General features: G+C 62.0%; 14 protein-coding genes. 7 read left to right on the top strand and 7 right to left on the bottom strand.

What is annotated here, in order from left to right; all coding sequences use genetic code 11:
• Positions 1-87: 87 nt before the first annotated feature.
• Together AC0L26_RS24590 and AC0L26_RS24585 are read left to right on the top strand one after the other, a co-directional pair.
• Positions 88-456 (top strand): SH3 domain-containing protein, encoded by a 369-nt coding sequence (locus AC0L26_RS24590; protein ID WP_473634918.1) that lies wholly within the window; start codon positions 88-90, stop codon positions 454-456.
• 432 nt (positions 457-888) lie between these two features.
• Positions 889-1314, top strand: coding sequence for a Ros/MucR family transcriptional regulator (locus tag AC0L26_RS24585; protein WP_287244296.1), 426 nt, complete (start codon positions 889-891; stop codon positions 1312-1314).
• Positions 1315-1453: 139 nt separating this feature from the next.
• On the opposite strand, the gene AC0L26_RS24580 is transcribed toward AC0L26_RS24585, so the two are convergent.
• Together AC0L26_RS24580 and AC0L26_RS24575 are read right to left on the bottom strand one after the other, a co-directional pair.
• The gene (locus AC0L26_RS24580; RefSeq protein WP_473635035.1) at positions 1454-1882 is read right to left on the bottom strand and encodes a SufE family protein; all 429 of its coding nucleotides are present in this window, start codon (positions 1880-1882) and stop codon (positions 1454-1456) included.
• 115 nt (positions 1883-1997) lie between these two features.
• A complete protein-coding gene (locus AC0L26_RS24575; protein ID WP_473634917.1) occupies positions 1998-2366 on the bottom strand; it encodes a DUF5330 domain-containing protein in 369 nt (122 codons plus the stop codon).
• Between the two features lie 535 nt (positions 2367-2901).
• Here AC0L26_RS24575 and AC0L26_RS24570 point away from each other — a divergent pair.
• From AC0L26_RS24570 to AC0L26_RS24560, 3 genes are all read left to right on the top strand, one after another.
• On the top strand, positions 2902-4647 hold the full coding sequence (locus tag AC0L26_RS24570; RefSeq protein WP_473635034.1) for a sensor histidine kinase: 1746 nt from the start codon (positions 2902-2904) through the stop codon (positions 4645-4647).
• Positions 4622-5383, top strand: a complete 762-nt coding sequence (locus AC0L26_RS24565; RefSeq protein ID WP_473634916.1) for a peptidoglycan-binding domain-containing protein — start codon at positions 4622-4624, stop codon at positions 5381-5383. The genes AC0L26_RS24570 and AC0L26_RS24565 overlap by 26 nt, the downstream gene beginning before the upstream one ends.
• A 108-nt stretch (positions 5384-5491) precedes the next feature.
• The gene (locus tag AC0L26_RS24560; RefSeq protein WP_473634915.1) at positions 5492-5839 is read left to right on the top strand and encodes a DUF1491 family protein; all 348 of its coding nucleotides are present in this window, start codon (positions 5492-5494) and stop codon (positions 5837-5839) included.
• A 45-nt stretch (positions 5840-5884) separates the two neighbouring features.
• Here AC0L26_RS24560 and AC0L26_RS24555 read toward each other — a convergent pair whose 3' ends face one another.
• From AC0L26_RS24555 to AC0L26_RS24535, 5 genes are all read right to left on the bottom strand, one after another.
• Positions 5885-6904: a DUF2336 domain-containing protein gene (locus AC0L26_RS24555; RefSeq protein WP_473634914.1), complete on the bottom strand. Its 1020-nt coding sequence runs from the start codon at positions 6902-6904 to the stop codon at positions 5885-5887.
• A gap of 432 nt (positions 6905-7336) precedes the next feature.
• Positions 7337-7885 (bottom strand): DUF1254 domain-containing protein, encoded by a 549-nt coding sequence (locus tag AC0L26_RS24550; protein ID WP_473634913.1) that lies wholly within the window; start codon positions 7883-7885, stop codon positions 7337-7339.
• Positions 7878-8462 (bottom strand): DUF1214 domain-containing protein, encoded by a 585-nt coding sequence (locus AC0L26_RS24545; RefSeq protein WP_473634912.1) that lies wholly within the window; start codon positions 8460-8462, stop codon positions 7878-7880. Before AC0L26_RS24545 ends, AC0L26_RS24550 begins: the two co-directional genes overlap by 8 nt.
• Before the next feature lie 113 nt (positions 8463-8575).
• On the bottom strand, positions 8576-10735 hold the full coding sequence (locus AC0L26_RS24540) for a transglycosylase domain-containing protein (RefSeq protein ID WP_473634911.1): 2160 nt from the start codon (positions 10733-10735) through the stop codon (positions 8576-8578).
• Between the two features lie 199 nt (positions 10736-10934).
• Entirely contained in the window at positions 10935-11573 is a 639-nt protein-coding gene (locus AC0L26_RS24535) for a TetR/AcrR family transcriptional regulator (RefSeq protein ID WP_473634910.1), read from the bottom strand.
• Between the two features lie 130 nt (positions 11574-11703).
• On the opposite strand from AC0L26_RS24535, the gene AC0L26_RS24530 reads away from it, so the two are divergent.
• On the top strand, positions 11704-14115 hold the full coding sequence (locus AC0L26_RS24530) for a GcvT family protein (RefSeq protein ID WP_473634909.1): 2412 nt from the start codon (positions 11704-11706) through the stop codon (positions 14113-14115).
• Positions 14116-14127: 12 nt separating this feature from the next.
• Positions 14128-15681 carry a trimethylamine methyltransferase family protein gene (locus tag AC0L26_RS24525; RefSeq protein WP_473634908.1) on the top strand — a complete coding sequence of 518 codons (1554 nt, stop codon included), beginning with the start codon at positions 14128-14130 and terminating at the stop codon, positions 15679-15681.
• Positions 15682-15778: the final 97 nt, after the last annotated feature.

Raw genomic sequence — 15778 nt, 5'->3', positions numbered from 1 at the left:
GAATGAACACGCCGATCAGCGCGGGTTCAAGAGCCGGAATATATGTTTGCGCCGGGCTCCAGAAGATGAGCCGGAGGAGAGAGACAAATGAAATACCGTTTTCACGCCGCCGCGGCTTTCGTCGCCGCTTCGACAGTTTTGGCCTTTGCCGACCAATCTCATGCAACCGTGTTCGCCGCTTGGCAAGTGACCAACGTTGCGTTTGGCGACACGCTCAACGTGCGCAAGTATCCGGCGGCATCATCCCAGAAGCAGGCCGCCTATCCCAACGGTGCCGTTTTGCAGATGACTGGGAAGTGTACCGGCGGCATAAACCTTCTCGACATCGCCAAGCAGCCGGCTTGGAAGCAGGAACAGAAGATCCGTTATCGCTGGTGCGAAGTTTGGCATGATCCGGCACAGAACGGCAATTTCGTCACCGGTTGGGTCTATGGAAAATACATCACCCCGCATTGACGGATCGGTGGCGGTCCGCGGCTGATCTCTGGGCTATTCGCAGCAGCGGCCGAGACAAATCGCAACCTATGGTTTCGCGGACTCTAAACAACCAGCTAGCGCGCGCTACAACCAAGCATAGCCAAGCATTGAGATATTTTTACTAGCCGTAATGGATGTAACGGCAGCTTGACGTTGCGTCAGCCGCTGCTGGTCTGACCAGAAAATATCGTAAAGTTACAGAGTGCACGAAAGATTGAAGCTGATCGTGGAATATTTTCTTAACACCGATGAATATAGCACAAGAAGCGAATTGACTTACTTCGTTCACTGGCTCATTAGGATGCTGCGACGCGAATCGCAGAGGCTCTTTCCTGCAAAAATTTCGCGCGGTGCCCGACCTGTCAAAAATAGGGCGCAGATAGAAACACCTTTCGTTGGGGCCATGAAGCCATGGATATTGTCGAAACACCTTCCAGAAATAGTGATGCGCTGATCGAATTGACGGCCGATGTCGTAGCCGCCTATGTCAGCAACAATCCGGTGCCGGTCGGCGAACTGCCGAGCCTTATCGCCGATGTCCATGCCGCCCTCGGGCGCGTGGGCGGGGCCAGTGAACAGCCGCCTGCCGACAAGCAGAAGCCGGCAGTAAACCCGAAACGCTCAGTCCATGACGATTACATCGTCTGTCTTGAAGACGGCAAGAAATTCAAGTCGCTGAAGCGCCATTTGATGACCCACTACGGTCTGACGCCTGACGAATATCGTGAAAAATGGGGCCTGGACGCAAGCTATCCGATGGTTGCTCCCAACTATGCTGCTGCCCGTTCCCAACTTGCCAAGAAGATGGGTCTCGGTCGCAAGCGCAAGGGGCGCTGATAACCGGCACTCTCTCTACTTTGGGTTAGATGATCAACGGCGCCTCCGGGCGCCGTTTTGCTTTTGGAGCATTGCTGGTGCGACATGCGTTGCATGTATCGGCGCCGTCATGCCGGTTGATCGCGCACTGTTGACCTAATCAGGCGGTCTGCCTCAAGGCCGCCTCGGCGTCGCGCTTGATCCGCTTGACCATAGAACGAAGACCATTGGCGCGTTGCGGCGACAGGTGCTCGTCGAGGCCGAGTGCCTTCAGCGTGGCTTCCGCGTCGGTCTTCTGGATCTCGCTGGCGGGTCGTTTCGAAAACAGCGCCAGCATGATGGCGACGAGGCCGCGCACGATATGGGCGTCCGAATCACCGGCGAAGGTGACGACTGGATCGGGGCCCGGTCCATATTCCGTGGTCAGCCAGACTTGGCTAACGCAGCCGGGCACCTTGTTGACGGAATTGCGTTCCACATCGGGAAATGGCGGCAGCGCCTCGCCCAGTTCGATCACATAGCGATAGCGGTCTTCCCACTCGTCAAGCAGGGAGAAATCGTCGCGGATCGTTTGGATCGTCGTGGTCATCGCACCGGATATAGTCATCCGGCGACGCCGCGTCACGGAAAAAGAGGAAAACACCCGTAGGCATCGAGAGGGCGATCGGCCTGCGGTGCAGTGATAGACGCGGCTGAAAAATATCTTAGTTTTTTGTCGGCAAGTCGCCCTTTGCCGGCAAGTCGACTTTCGTGGGCAAGACGATGTCTTCGGGCACGCTGCCGGTCGTTGTCGCCGTGTCGGGTTCGGCGGTCTCGTCGTCCAACATGGCGGCCGCGATCTTGGCGGTCTCCTTGGCCCGGGCGGTGATCGTGTGCATCGCAGACTTGCCGGTCTCGCAGACGTCGGGCTTGCGTTCGCATATGCCGGCAATGTCGCCGACCGCCTCGCGGGCCGCAAACAAGGCCTGGATCGGTCCGACGCTCTGGTGGCCTGCTTCGTCGGAGCCGACACTCAGCGGCAGCGCCAGAAGCACCAGCGAAAACCAGAAAGCCATTCTTATCAGAAAGCCCATCTGTATGCCCTCTCGTCCGTGACCGGACCATGCATTCGTGCGGCATGACCTCTTTATGGTTGCGATAGTGGCACAGACGCACAAAGGACGGCTTGCCTGGTCAGCGAAAATTTTCCTCAAATTTTAGGCAAATTCGAAACGAAGCATTTTGCAACGGGTTTGCCTCAAATCCAGCCTATTTTCTTCACTTAAGGTTAACCATCCATCTAACTGTTTTCTATGGTTATTTCTCAAAAGAGCGGCGTGCGGATGGCAGCTGTGAGCGGCGGGAGGGCGGTCGGCCCGGATAACGCTCCATTTACTATGGCTGCAATTGCCCAGGTTTTGCCGCGCCGGCCTCCCGATATTTGCCTCGGGCCGGGCATTGGTCGGTCCCGCCTTATCCATTCCTTAAACGCTGGATGCGAGTTTCAAATCAACAAAAGCGACCTGCGAAGCAGGGATGTTCACGACCGGATGCGAGTGCGTTGAGTTGAGTTCGATAAGAACCAGATACGTTGAGTTGCCCGGCGCCATGGCAGCCGGTTGCGAACGTATGGTTCATCCGTCGATCCTCGGACAGAACGACCGCCGGTGCCAGAGCCGATTTATCGGTGTCATGCTGGCAGCTCCATTTTTTGCCGCAGGTGCAGCCGTCACGCTGGTGACCTCGGGCATCGGCGCGACCGTGACCATGGCCGCGATCCTTACGACGTTCGGTCTCTGCTGGTTTGCCGCCTTGCTGGTAGCGGCATCGGGCAAGATGGCGTTCGCTGGCCAGGTCGCCCTGGTGATGGGCAGTTTCGCTCTCGCCGGTGTCATTGCTGCAGCGGGAGGTCTGGCCTCGCCGGTCGCCATGCTTGTCGTGGCGCTGCCGTTCGAAGCCTGGTGGATCGGCGCGTCTCGTCGCGCCGCATTGTGGGGTACCGTATCCGCATTTGTCGCTATCCTGCTGCAGCCCTTTGCCGGTTTTGTCTTTCCGTTCGGCGCGGCAGAAATCGTTGCGTGGCATTGGCTGCTGCCGCTGGCCTGGGCGCTCACCCTCATTCCGCGTATAGCAGCCCTTGGCAATCCGGCCAGCGCGCAGCTCGATCCGGCGACCGACGAACGGCTCGAGAACATTATCGACGCCGTTGTCCTGCGGGTCGGCAGGCATGGCGAGGTTCTGGATGCATCGGCAAAAGCGCGCATGATCCTGAAGCTGCAGCCGGAACTGCTGTTCGGTACCGGCCTGTTCGACCGCATCCATCTGTCCGATCGCGTCGCATACCTCAGCGCGCTGGCCGACATGCGCGATGGCGCGTCGGCGCGCCGCCTCGATCTTCGCGTCCGGCTGCCGCAAAACGGCAACGGCCCGACGGCGGACAATTACCGGCCGTTTTCCCTCGAGCTGATGCGGGCTAAAGAGCAGGAGGACGTCTTCACATTTGTGTTGCGTGAAAACGACGAAGTCACCGGGTTGCGCGAAGAGCTTGCCGCTGCGAAAGAGGCGGCTGCGTCTGCCGAAGTGGCAAAGGGACGCTTCCTGGCGGTTGTCAGCCACGAGCTTCGCACGCCGTTGAACGCCATCATCGGTTTTTCCGACATGCTGTTGCATGAGATGTTCGGCACCTTCAAAGATCCGCGCCAGAAGGAATATGTCGGCCTGGTCAAGGAGTCCGGCCAGCATTTGCTTGCCGTCGTCACCTCGATACTCGATGTGTCAAGGATCGAAGCCGGCGCCTACGCAACCGAGCCGGAGCCATTCCGCTTTGTGGAAGCGGTCGAAATGTGCCGGTCGATGATGCGCTTGCAGGCCCAAGCCAAGGACATCGAACTGCAAGCCCAGATCGCACCGGATGCAGGCGAGATAAATGCCGATCGTCGCGCCGTGCAGCAGATCCTCATCAATCTCGTTTCCAACGCGATCAAGTTCACGCCCGATGGCGGAGATGTCGTCGTCGGCGCCAAGCGGATCGGCTCGCGGCTGCATTTCTGGGTCAGAGACACCGGCATCGGCATCGCCGAGGAAGACTTTGCCAATCTCGGCAAGCCGTTCATGCAGATACAGAACGACTATACGCGCCGCTTCGAGGGATCCGGGCTCGGCCTGTCGCTGGTAAAGGGGCTGGTGGCACTGCACGAAGGCACGATGTCGATCGAAAGCATGCCAGGCGAGGGCACCACGGTGACGATCAGCTTGCCGGTGAACGGACCGAGGGGGCGTTCGACGGACAAGCCCGGCGTGCTGCCGATGCCCGCGGCCAAGACGGAAGGCGAGACGAAAGGGGACAGGCATGGCTCGCTCCGCAAAACGGCCTAAGGCAGTCAAGCGCCGCGGCAATGCCTTGCAAGGTGGCGCGGTCGCCATCGGCAGCCTGCTCTCGCGCAACCCGGTTCTGGTCGGCGGTTCGACCGCCTTCCTGGTGACGCTGTTCTACGTCTCGGCGAACGCCCTGTGGTATCAGCCTTTTCCCCATGCCGGCGCGTTCTTCGCGACTAGGAGCATAGAGAACTTTCCTCGCGCAGACGTCGACGAGCCAGAGACTACCATCAACATCGTGCGGCCGGTACCGATCAAGAGCGATCCGGTCGTCGAGCAGGTCCAGGGCATATTGAAGGATCTCGACTTCTACTCCGGTACGGTCGACGGGATTACCGGCCCCAACACGCGCAAGGCTATCCAAGCCTATCAGCAGAAGGTCGGGCTCAACGCCTCCGGCGAGATCGACAGCGTCCTGCTCGATCAACTGGGCGCCACGCCAACCGCCTCCACGGTGGTGCCGCATCCTGCACCTCGCCCGGGCGACACGGCCGCCGTTCCCGTTTCCGTTTCGACGCAGGCAAATGCGGCAGCGCCAGCACCCGACGCCCGTATCATCAAGATCCAGGCCGGGCTGAAGGCATTCGGCAATGACGATATGCAGCTCGATGGCGTGGTTGGGGCACGCACCAAGGCAGCGATCAAGGAGTTCCAGTCGCTGTTCGGATTGCCGGAGACCGGCGAGCCCGACGAGGTCGTCTACGTTAAGATGCGCGAGATCGGCCTGACCAACTGACAATCGACGCCTGACGGTCGAGGCGTTCGCCAACCGGATGGGCAAAAACCGATTTCGGTTTTCGGCCCTTTGCTCTAAGTACCGTCCGATGTCGTCCAGAATCCTGCCATGCGCGTAACCACCGATCTGTGGGTGTCGGCCCTGCTGCGCCGGGTTTTCGGCGCCGGCGGCTTCGCCGCCGTGGTCAAGCGCGGCGCGACCGAGGCCGGCGCCGTTTTTGTGCTGGCGCGTGGCAGACTGGGCGAGATCGCCCTGTTCGGGCCGGCGCCGCAGACGAGCTATGATTCAGCCAAGCCCGATGAGCGCTTCTTCAGCCTGCTCGGCGCAGGCGACGATGTCGCCGTCTTCGACGCCCGACTGGAAAGGGAGAAGAAATTCGACCCCGACATCTGGGTGGTCGAGATCGAGGCCGGCTCTGTTCCCGTCGAGGGACTGATCTCCGTCAAGTCGCCCTAACGATCTTCATGAAAACAGAAGCTTAAAGCGTTCGCTTGAATCTCTTCAGACACGACGCGCCTTGACGTTGGCGGCAGCATTGTCGCTGTTCGCCTCGCGGGTGTCGGCGTATGCCGCAACAGGTCCGGTATAGCGAATGGCCTTCGACAATGCCTCGGCTTTCCAGCCGCGTAGCCTGTCCAACGCTGCCTCGCGGTGCAGCAGGCGGTAACGGTCGAGGAAGATGCGGATCGCCTGCGGATGCTGAAACGTGGTGGGATAAACGGCGACGGTGATCAGGAACGCCCTGTCTTCGCCAAGATCGAGCGCGCGCAGGGCGGCCAGCAGCGACGTGTAATTCTGGTTTGCGGTAAGCGATCGCGCCGTTGAGAAATCGATTTCGAGCGCGTCGGCCAGTGCTGTCTGGAAGAACGCGGCGTTGCCGGTCAGCGCCGTCTCGCGCAGTTTGACATAGGTTTCGGCGCCGTTGGACGGATCGGTGGCCACGCTAGCGCTCTTCGTGTCGGCATGCATCATCGACCGCAGCCGGCGCCGTGCATTTTCGGCAGCGGCGCCGGGCTCCGGTTGCGCGGCGGGATTGGGCGCGGCGGGTTCGGCGGTTTCGGGCGTCGGCTCGGCGATCGCCTCCGGCTGTCGCATCCGCACCAATGTCGGCTTTTCAAGCACCCTGATCAGATCCGCGATGGTCGGGTTCAGGTTCTTGCGACGCGCGATGGCACGCGCATGCGGCAGGCCGTGCCGCCCGATCAGCGCGATGAGATCGACATCGCTGAGCGCGCGCGAGCGGATGAGCAGCGGGGCAGCGACGTCGACCGGCTCCTCGCAAAGCCGCCGGACCAACGCGGTGGGCGCATATTCGCACTCGGAAAGGGCGGCAGCGACGTAGCGGCGTGATTCGATCGACACGTTGGCGAAAAGCGGAAGCGTCAGGTCTTCAAGCTGCGCTATCTCCCGGCGCGAAGGGCGGGTGAGCGAACAGAACGCCGACACCGCCGCGCGGAACAGCCTTTCGGCCTTTCCCGATTCAGCCCGTATAGCGATTTGCCTGAAATCCGAAGCTGACACGAAGATACGCCTGATACTCGACACAATCTAGACCATGCTCGACCGGGACTGTGTCGGTTTCGCATTCGCCGCGGGCCAAGGCTTCCTGACCTCTAGACAAAGATCAAATTAGCGGCGATCCGTTAGCGTTCCGTTAACCTACTGGCGTCCTTAATCAAGATTGGAGGCGTTGCGTTGTGCTCCGGGGCAACCGAGAGGAATACGCGAACCATGGGCATGGTACTGTCTTTCGTGCCGCGAACGGCGGCAACCAATCGAGCAGAACAAAACACCGGAGCGCCGGCGGCGGTGATCATTTTCCCCGGCGTCCGTTATGAGCAACGGCCACTGACGGGCGAGACCCGGACAGGCGCCGGTCTGGACAGGCCGGGCTCGATGCCAGGCTCGTCAGGGACGCTGCCTGTTCCGCACCACTGAGTTTCGGGATCCGCCTTAGAAATCCTGCAGCTCACAGGAGCTCTGATCGAGAAATCGCGACACGGTTGGCTTCCAGCTGTCGTCGGGAACGAAGGCGCGGATGACGAACATGCCTTCATCGATGGGTACCTCGACGAAGATTGCCCCTTGCAGTTCCTCGGGAAGACCCGTGCGCATCTCGATCATCTGCGCCGGCGTCAGGACGATACTGTCCAGCACCCTTCCGGTCGCACTGTGGTCGTTGAAGGAGTAGATGTTGTGGCCGCTGCGGTCATAGACCGATACGGACCAGAACGGGACGTTTCCCGGTGCCTTCACCCGCACCATTCCTTCGGACAGATCGAACCGGCAAGCCGCTGCATAAAACAGCGGGTCGACGGATTTCACCACCGGCGTCCCGCCGGCCTCTGCGTCCATCCTGGTCATCCTATAGAGGTCCGAGGCCATGGCCAGCCGCGACCAGGCGTCACGTTCGGAAAATTCCGGGACGAGCAGCAGCACAACAATGTGTACGATGCCGGCGCCAAGCAGGCCGAGCAAGATCGCGTGCAGCAGCTTACGCATTGCAGCCGACCTTCACGATCTGCGGCAACTTGACATCCGAAAGACCCGTGCTGCTGGCAATTGGCGTGTCGTAGAATGTCAGCACGAAATACATCCGGCCGAAGCCGTCCGAAAGCAGCCAGTTGCCCGGCGCGGGGTGGTTGTCGACGGAAACCACCACCGAATTGTCGGGCTGGCGCACCACCTGGTAAGATTGAAGTGCCGCAAGCCTCGACTTGCCGGTCTCGACCACGCCGAGCGATTGATCGGCGGCATAGAGCGTCCAGAACCGCGCCGTGGGAAATCCGCCTTCGATTTCATAGGCGCATTGGCGTTTCAATTGTTCGCCGCCGGAATCGCGTTCGGCGATAAAGGACAGGCCTTCTGCCCGCCCGAGCGCCAGCACGCCCTCGCGCGCCACGCGGGCTCTTGAATAAGGGTTCGCCGCCTGCGTGCCGATATCGGGAAACGCCGTCCATGGGCCGATCCTGATCGCGCCGATACCATCCTGCGTCTTGAGAGCGTACCAGACGCTGCCGCCGCCGCCGCCGATGGCTATGGCAAGCGCGAGGAGCGTCAGGAAGGCATTCTTGAGCATGAAGAGCCGCGGGAAAGAGGAGTGCCGCTCGGGGATATCGCGGGGCAGGGGGCCATGGCAAGCGGACCCTCGGAATTTGCCGGCGCGGGTATGGCCTGGCCCGCGTGCCGGCGTCAAAGCGCCGACAGGGTCTCCGGCGTCGTGGGTGCCTGGAGGACCGGCGCCGACTGGAACAGCCTTGTGATGTCCCTTAGGGTCCGCGTGGTTTGGCTGGACAGCACCGGCGGGCGCTCGGCGGCGGCATTGGCCGCTGCTTGTTCGGCATTCTTCTTTTCCGCTTCCTCGGCCTTGGCGGCGATCTTTTCGTCGACGAAAGGATGATCGAGACCGGGGATCGGCTTGAGGTCGATATTCTGGTGCGCATAGACCATCAGCCGCTGCCACACCATCGCCGGCAGCGAGCCGCCGGTCATGTTGTTGGTCGGTGTGAAGTCGTCATTGCCGAGCCACACGGCAGCCGTGTAGTTGCCGGTGAAGCCGACATACCAGGCGTCTCGGTAAGACTGCGTGGTGCCGGTCTTGCCGGCCGATACGATGTTGGGAAGGGCTGCGCGCCGCGCCGTGCCCATCACCGGCACCGCCGCCAGCATGGTGTTCATGGATTTCAACGCCTGCTGCGAGAGCACTCGGTGCGGCGGCGGCGCATCCTTGGTGAAATCGTAAACCACGTCGCCGGTACGGGTGACGAGTTGGGTGATGCCGTGCCGTGAGCCGACAAAGCCGTTCTGGGCGAACACGCTGTAGCCAGTCGCCTGGTCCATCACGGTCATGCCCGATGTGCCGAGCACCATCGTCTTGTGCGATTCGAGCGGCGATTCGACGCCCATGGCTTCCGCCATCGCCTTGATCGGTTTGATGCCGAGATAATCCTTGGCGAGCCGCACCGGGACGGTGTTGATCGATTTGGCCATCGCCGTGATCAGCGTGACCTTGCCGGCCGATCCGCCATTGTAATTGTGAGGCGACCAACTGCCCCACGAGATCGGCCCGCCGGAAACGACGGAGTCCGGCGTGAAGCCGTGCTCCATCGCTGTTGCGTAGATATAGGGTTTGAACGATGAGCCGCTCTGGCGCAGCGCCTTGGTGGCGCGGTTGAATTGGCTGGCACCGTAGTCGCGGCCGCCGACGATCGCCCTGACCGCACCATTGGTTTCGATGACAACCATGGCACCCTCGGTGACGTTGTATTCCTTGCCGAACTGACGGAGATGAAACTCCATCGATTCTTCCGCCGCCTTCTGGATGTTGGCGTCGAATGTGGTGTGAGCGACCACCGAATGCTGGCCGGACTTCGCCGCGATCTTCTTGACCTCTTCGAATGCCCAGTCGAGGTAGTAATCCGGGCTCTTCTGCTCGCCGCGGTCGACGATTTCGGCCGGATGCAGCCGCGCCTGCAGCACCTGACCCTCGCTCATGAAACCGGCGTCGACGAGATTGGACAGCACCACATTGGCCCGCGCCCTGGCCGCAGGCAGGTTGATATGCGGCGCGTATTTGGTGGGGGCCTTGAACAGGCCGGCCAGCATCGCCGCTTCGGCGAGGTTCAGATCCTTGACGCTCTTGCCGAAATAGAAATCGGCGGCCGCTTCGATGCCGAAGGTGCCGCCGCCCATGTAGACGCGGTCGAGATAGAGTTGCAGGATCTCCTTTTTCGACAGATTGGCCTCGAGCCACAGCGACAGGAAGGCTTCCTTGATCTTGCGCTCCAACGTCCGTTCATTGGTCAGGAACAGGTTCTTGGCCAACTGCTGGGTGATGCTCGAGCCGCCCTGGACCACCGAATTCGCCCGTACATTCTCGAAGATCGCCCTGGAAAGGCCGAGCGCGTCGATGCCGTGGTGATCGAAGAAACGCCGATCCTCGGTGGCCAGCACCGCTTTGATGACCTGGTCGGGCATCTCGTCGACCGGCACCGAATCGCGCTGGATGATGCCGCGCTGGCCAATCTCGTTGCCGTAGCGGTCGAGGAAAGTGACGGCGAAATCGCCCTGGGCGCGCCAGTCGCCGGCGGTCTCCTGGAACGCCGGCAAGGCGAGCGCCAGCATGACGACGATGCCGCCGGCGCCGAGCGTGAAGGCCTCGCTCGACAATTCGACGATGCCGCGGCGCCAGCCGGAGACGCGGAAGCGCCGGAAAAAAATAGTGGCCGCTTCCCAGAACCGGCGCGCTTTGAAGCCGATCTCGTAGAGCGAGGAATCAAACCACGCATCCGCCGCCAGCAGCCTTGCTGCAATCGGACCTCTTCTCTTGCGTGGTTTCAAAGGACTGGCCATTCCAGGATCCGGCTGCGGCTGCGCCTCCCACTGAGAAACTGCATGGGGGCAATTTCAGGGCGGCGCGCCCACCAAGACTATTCGTCCATTTTGGCGCCGCTCACAAGGGCGAGGAGGACTTGCGCTGTACAGTTTATATACGGGAGTCGGGCTTGTGGGCCACCTCCACCGCCTTGCCGGCGCGCATCCGCTTTCAATACTACCGCGCCGCGATAAAGTGCATGAAATGCGCCACGTCGGTGTCGCTTGGCTCCTGGCCGGTAAAACTGCGCAGATAGGCGGCGAGATGACTGACTCTCGCCTCGACCGGTTCCTTGAGGTCGAGCACATAATAGCCGATCTGCATGTAATAGAGCACGCGGGCGCGGATGAAGGCATCCTCTTCATCGTAGCCGTGGCGGCGATACATGTCGCGGATCGCGCCCAGGCGGTCATTGTCGGCCTGGTCGATGGCCCGGCGCACGTCGTCGGAGCGACGCGCCCATTCCCGGATGGCAAAGTCGAGCCTGGGATCGAACAGGCGCTCATCGGCCCAGCATTCGAACACGTTCATCACACCCATGATGATGCTTTCGGCCGGCCGCTGCGCGCGTTCGACAATCGCCTTGGTGTTGGTGTCCCGCCAATGGGCAAGCAACTGGTCGAGCAGATCCTGACGGCTCTCGAAATACCAGTAGAAGCTTGAGCGTGAAACGCCGAGCTTCTGGCCGAGCGGCAGCACGCGCACGCTTTCGATGCCATCTGAAATCAATGTCTGGAGCGCAAGATTGATCCAGTCCCAGCGCGTTACCTTGATGTTGCCGGGCGCCGGCTCGTCCTGTGGAGCAATCATGATCATGCACCCACAATTGGCATGACGGATAACGACGCGCAAGCGGACTGGACAGCTATGCCTACACTCTAGACACATATGTACAGTACGTATATGGTGCCAGGATTGAGCAAGCGTCGAACAGCCGGAGGAAGCCGTGAAGTCGCACTATCGTGCAGTCGTCATCGGGGGTGGCGTGGTCGGAGCATCGGTACTCTACCATTTGGCGCGGTTCGGCTGGACCGATGTGGCACTGATCGAGCGCGCCGAGCTGACGGCCGGTTCGACCTGGCATGCGGCGGCCGGTTTCCATGCGCTCAACGCCGATCCCAATGTCGCCGCGCTACAGGACTACACCATCAAGCTCTATCGTGAGATCGAGGCCGAATCCGGCCTGGATGCCGGCCTGCACATGACCGGCGGCGTCAACATGGCCAGCGATCCCGCCCGCTGGGAGTGGCTGAAATCGGCTTGGGCCGTGTTCCAGTCGGTCGGCATCGAAACCGCCCGGCTGGTGAGCCCGGAAGAGATCAAGGAAATCTGCCCAATCGTCGATGTCAGCGACGTGCTCGGCGGCCTCTACGATTCCAACGAAGGCCATCTTGACCCTTACGGCACGACGCACGCCTATGCCGGGGCGGCAAGAAAGCGCGGTGCCGACGTCATTCTGCGCAACCGCGTTCTCGACCTGAAGCCGCGCGCCGATGGCGGTTGGGATGTGCTGACCGAGCAAGGCATGGTCGTTGCCGAGCATGTCGTCAATGCCGGTGGTCTCTGGGCAAAGCAACTCGGCCGCATGGCCGGCGTCGACCTGCCGGTGACGCCGATGGAGCACCACTATTTCGTCACCGAGGACATTCCGGAAGTCGCCGCCCTCGACAGGGAGCTCGGCCTTGCCGTCGATCTCGACGGCTTTGCCTATCTCCGCCAGGAGCGCAAAGGCGTTTTGCTCGGCATATATGAGCAGAACCCAAAGCACTGGAACATGGACGGCGCGCCGTGGGATTACGGCATCGAACTGATCCCCGAGGACATCGACCGCATCAGCCCGGAACTCTCCAGGGCTTATGAGCGCTTCCCCTGCCTGGCGACAGCCGGCATCAAAAAATGGGTGAACGGCGCCTTCACCTTCACACCTGACGGCAACCCGATTGTCGGCCCGGTGCGTGGCCTGAGGAACTATTGGGTCGCCTGCGGCGTCATGGCCGGTTTCAGCCAGGGCGGCGGCGTCGGCAAATCGTTGGCCGAGTGGATGATCCATGGCGAACCACGGGCCGATATCTTCGGCATGGACATCGCCCGCTATGGGGCGTTTGCCGCTAACCGCTGTTATCTCAAGCAGACGACGCGCCAGTTCTATTCGCGCCGCTTCGTCATGACCTTTCCCAATGAGCGCCTCCCGGCCGGCCGGCCGGTGAAACGCCCCGGGGCCTATGACGGCATGACGGCGGCAGGATGCGAATGGACGGCCTCATGGGGGCTGGAAATCCCGGCCTATTTTGCGCCAATGGACTTTCGCGAGAACACCACGCTGAAACGCTCCAATGCCTTCGACATCGTTGGCGACGAGGCGCTGCAGGTCCGGCGCGCCGCCGGTCTCGTCGACACCTCGGCCTTTTCGCGCTATGCGGTGTCCGGCGCGGGCGCGGAAGCCTGGCTCGACCGGCTGTTTGCCTCAAGGCTGCCGAAACCGGGGCAAGCGAAGCTCGCGCCGATGCTGGGCCACGATGGCCGGCTGAAAGGTGATCTTACCGTTTTCAACTGGGGTTGCGGCAACTACTGGATCATGGGTTCCTACTATCTCAGGGAATTCCATATGCGCTGGTTCGTGGCCCATGCGGCAGAAGGCGTGACCATTACCGACATTTCCGATGCAATGTCCGGCTTCCTCGTCACCGGGCCGCAGGCACGGGCGGTTCTTGCGCGCACCACGCATCAGGATGTCTCCGCCGAGGCCTTGCCGTTCATGGCATGCGGCGAATTCGACATCGGCATGGTGCGTGCGCGTGTCGCGCGTCTGTCGATTGCCGGCGAACTCGGCTTCGAAGTCAACTGCCCGGCCAGCATGCATGCCACCTTGCGCGAAACGCTGCTGACCGCCGGCGAGGATCTCGGCCTTGCCGAGATCGGCTTCTACGCCCTCAACGCGCTCAGGCTGGAAAAGAGCTTCGGCATCTGGTCGCGCGAATTCACCCAAGGTTATACGCCAGGCCAGACCGGCCTCGATCGCTTCATTTCCTTCGGCAAAGACGGCTTCATCGGCCGCGAGGCTGCATTGAAAGAGCGCAAGGGCGCCACCACGCAGTGCCTGGTGACGCTTGAGGTGGACGCGCTCGATGCCGACGCCAGCGGCTTCGAACCGGTCTGGCACAACGGCCGGCGCATTGGTTTCGTCACCTCCGGCGGCTATGGCTACACGGTCGGCAAGAGCCTGGCGCTAGCCCTTGTCGAACGCGATTTCGCGGCGGAGGGTGCGGCATTGTCTGTGCACATTGTCGGCGTCGAGCGGCCAGCGCGCATCATCCCCGCCTCGCCCTACGACCCCCAGGGGAAGGCAATGAGGCAATGAGGAGTATCCGTCATGGTCGACGACGCCGCACGTGATTTAAGGCGCGAACGCAGGCGCGGACGAACCGGCGAGGCCGGCAGCGAGTCGAGCCGCCGGCCGGACTATCGTTCCCTGAAGAACCCGTTCCTGCCGCAGCCGATCTTTTCAGCCGACCAAGTTGCCGCGATCCACGACACGGCGCTGCGCGTGCTTGAGGAACTTGGCGTCAAGGTGTTGTTGCCCGAAGCGCGTGTCATTCTTGCCCGTGCCGGCGCATTGGTCGATGAGGACAGCCAGATGGTGCGCATCGGTCGCGACATCGTGGCGGCCGCACTTACCTCGGCGCCGAAGTCGATCCGGGCGCACGCCGGCGACCGTGCGCGAGACCTGATGCTCGAGCTCGGCTCGATGACATTCCTGGCGGGATCCGGGGCGCCCAACGTCACCGATCTGGAGCGCGGCCGGCGGCCGGGGACGCTTGCCGCTTTCGAGGATCTCATTCGGCTGGTGCAGCATTTCGACGTGCTGCATATGCTTGGGCCCTGCATCGAGCCGCAGGACATCGACAATCGTTTGCGCCATTATGCCGTCAACCGGGCTCAGCTGACGCTCTCTGATAAGTTCCCGTTCGTCTTTGCGCGCGGTACGCCGCAGGTCGAGGACGGTTTTGCGATGATCAGGTTGGCGCGCGGGCTGTCGGAGGACGAATTCGCCAGCGGCGCCCATTGCTACACCGTCATCAACACCAACTCGCCGCGCCAGCTCGACATCCCGATGGCGCAAGGCATCATCGATTTCGCCAGGGCAGGGCAGGTGTTGATCATCACGCCCTTCTGCCTGGCCGGCGCCATGGCGCCGATCACCGTCGCCGGCGCATTGACGCTGCAGCATGCCGAAGCGCTGGCCGGGCTGACGCTGGCCCAGATCGTGCGGCCGGGCGCGCCGGTCGTCTATGGCTCCTTCTCGTCTAACGTCGACATGAAATCCGGGGCGCCGGCCTTCGGCACGCCGGAGCACGTCAAGGCGACGCTCGGCGCCGGCCAGCTTGCCCGCTTCACGGGCCTTCCTTGGCGCTCCGGCGGCGGCAGTGCCGCCAACATTTCGGATGCGCAGGCGGCCCACGAAACGCAATTCGCCCTATGGGGCTCGGTGCTGGCTGGCGCCACGGTCTGCATCCATGCGGCGGGCTGGCTCGAAGGCGGCTTGAGCGTCTCCTTCGAGAAGCTGATCACCGACATCGAGGCATTGCAAACGGTGGCCGAACTCTGCGAGGCGACGCCCGGCGACGAGGCCGCGATCGGCTTCGAGGCGATCGCCGAAGTGCAGCCGGGCGGGCATTTCTTCTCGGCCGGACACACTATGGCGCGCTACCGCACCGCCTTCTACGAGCCGCTGGTCGCCGACTGGTCCAATTTCGGCAACTGGACGCAGGCCGGATCAAGAACCGCCACGGAGCGCGCCACCGGCATCTGGAAACGGCTGCTGGCCGATTTTCGGCCGCCGGCTTCGGCCGCCGCCACGTCAGGCGTTCTCGACGAATTCATAGCGCGGCGTACCGAAGACGGCGGGGCGGCACCGGTCTCGTGATCTGGCCAGTATCGGCCTCGAAAGAAATGCGGCTACCGCAAGCGCGTCGGGGACACCGGTCACCCGCTGGAACGATTGTCAAAAAATATTTATCGCT

This window comes from Mesorhizobium sp. WSM4823 (genome assembly GCF_055811195.1).
This window is presented reverse-complemented; position numbering and strand designations above follow the sequence as displayed.

Coding starts and splice junctions, on each gene's coding strand:
- AC0L26_RS24525 (WP_473634908.1), top strand. CDS start 14,128: ATGGTCGACGACGCCGCACGTGATTTAAGGCGCGAACGCAGGCGCGGA.
- AC0L26_RS24560 (WP_473634915.1), top strand. CDS start 5,492: ATGCGCGTAACCACCGATCTGTGGGTGTCGGCCCTGCTGCGCCGGGTT.
- AC0L26_RS24540 (WP_473634911.1), bottom strand. CDS start 10,735: ATGGCCAGTCCTTTGAAACCACGCAAGAGAAGAGGTCCGATTGCAGCA.
- AC0L26_RS24535 (WP_473634910.1), bottom strand. CDS start 11,573: ATGATCATGATTGCTCCACAGGACGAGCCGGCGCCCGGCAACATCAAG.
- AC0L26_RS24585 (WP_287244296.1), top strand. CDS start 889: ATGGATATTGTCGAAACACCTTCCAGAAATAGTGATGCGCTGATCGAA.
- AC0L26_RS24575 (WP_473634917.1), bottom strand. CDS start 2,366: ATGGGCTTTCTGATAAGAATGGCTTTCTGGTTTTCGCTGGTGCTTCTG.
- AC0L26_RS24590 (WP_473634918.1), top strand. CDS start 88: ATGAAATACCGTTTTCACGCCGCCGCGGCTTTCGTCGCCGCTTCGACA.
- AC0L26_RS24580 (WP_473635035.1), bottom strand. CDS start 1,882: ATGACCACGACGATCCAAACGATCCGCGACGATTTCTCCCTGCTTGAC.
- AC0L26_RS24550 (WP_473634913.1), bottom strand. CDS start 7,885: ATGCGTAAGCTGCTGCACGCGATCTTGCTCGGCCTGCTTGGCGCCGGC.
- AC0L26_RS24545 (WP_473634912.1), bottom strand. CDS start 8,462: ATGCTCAAGAATGCCTTCCTGACGCTCCTCGCGCTTGCCATAGCCATC.
- AC0L26_RS24565 (WP_473634916.1), top strand. CDS start 4,622: ATGGCTCGCTCCGCAAAACGGCCTAAGGCAGTCAAGCGCCGCGGCAAT.
- AC0L26_RS24570 (WP_473635034.1), top strand. CDS start 2,902: ATGGTTCATCCGTCGATCCTCGGACAGAACGACCGCCGGTGCCAGAGC.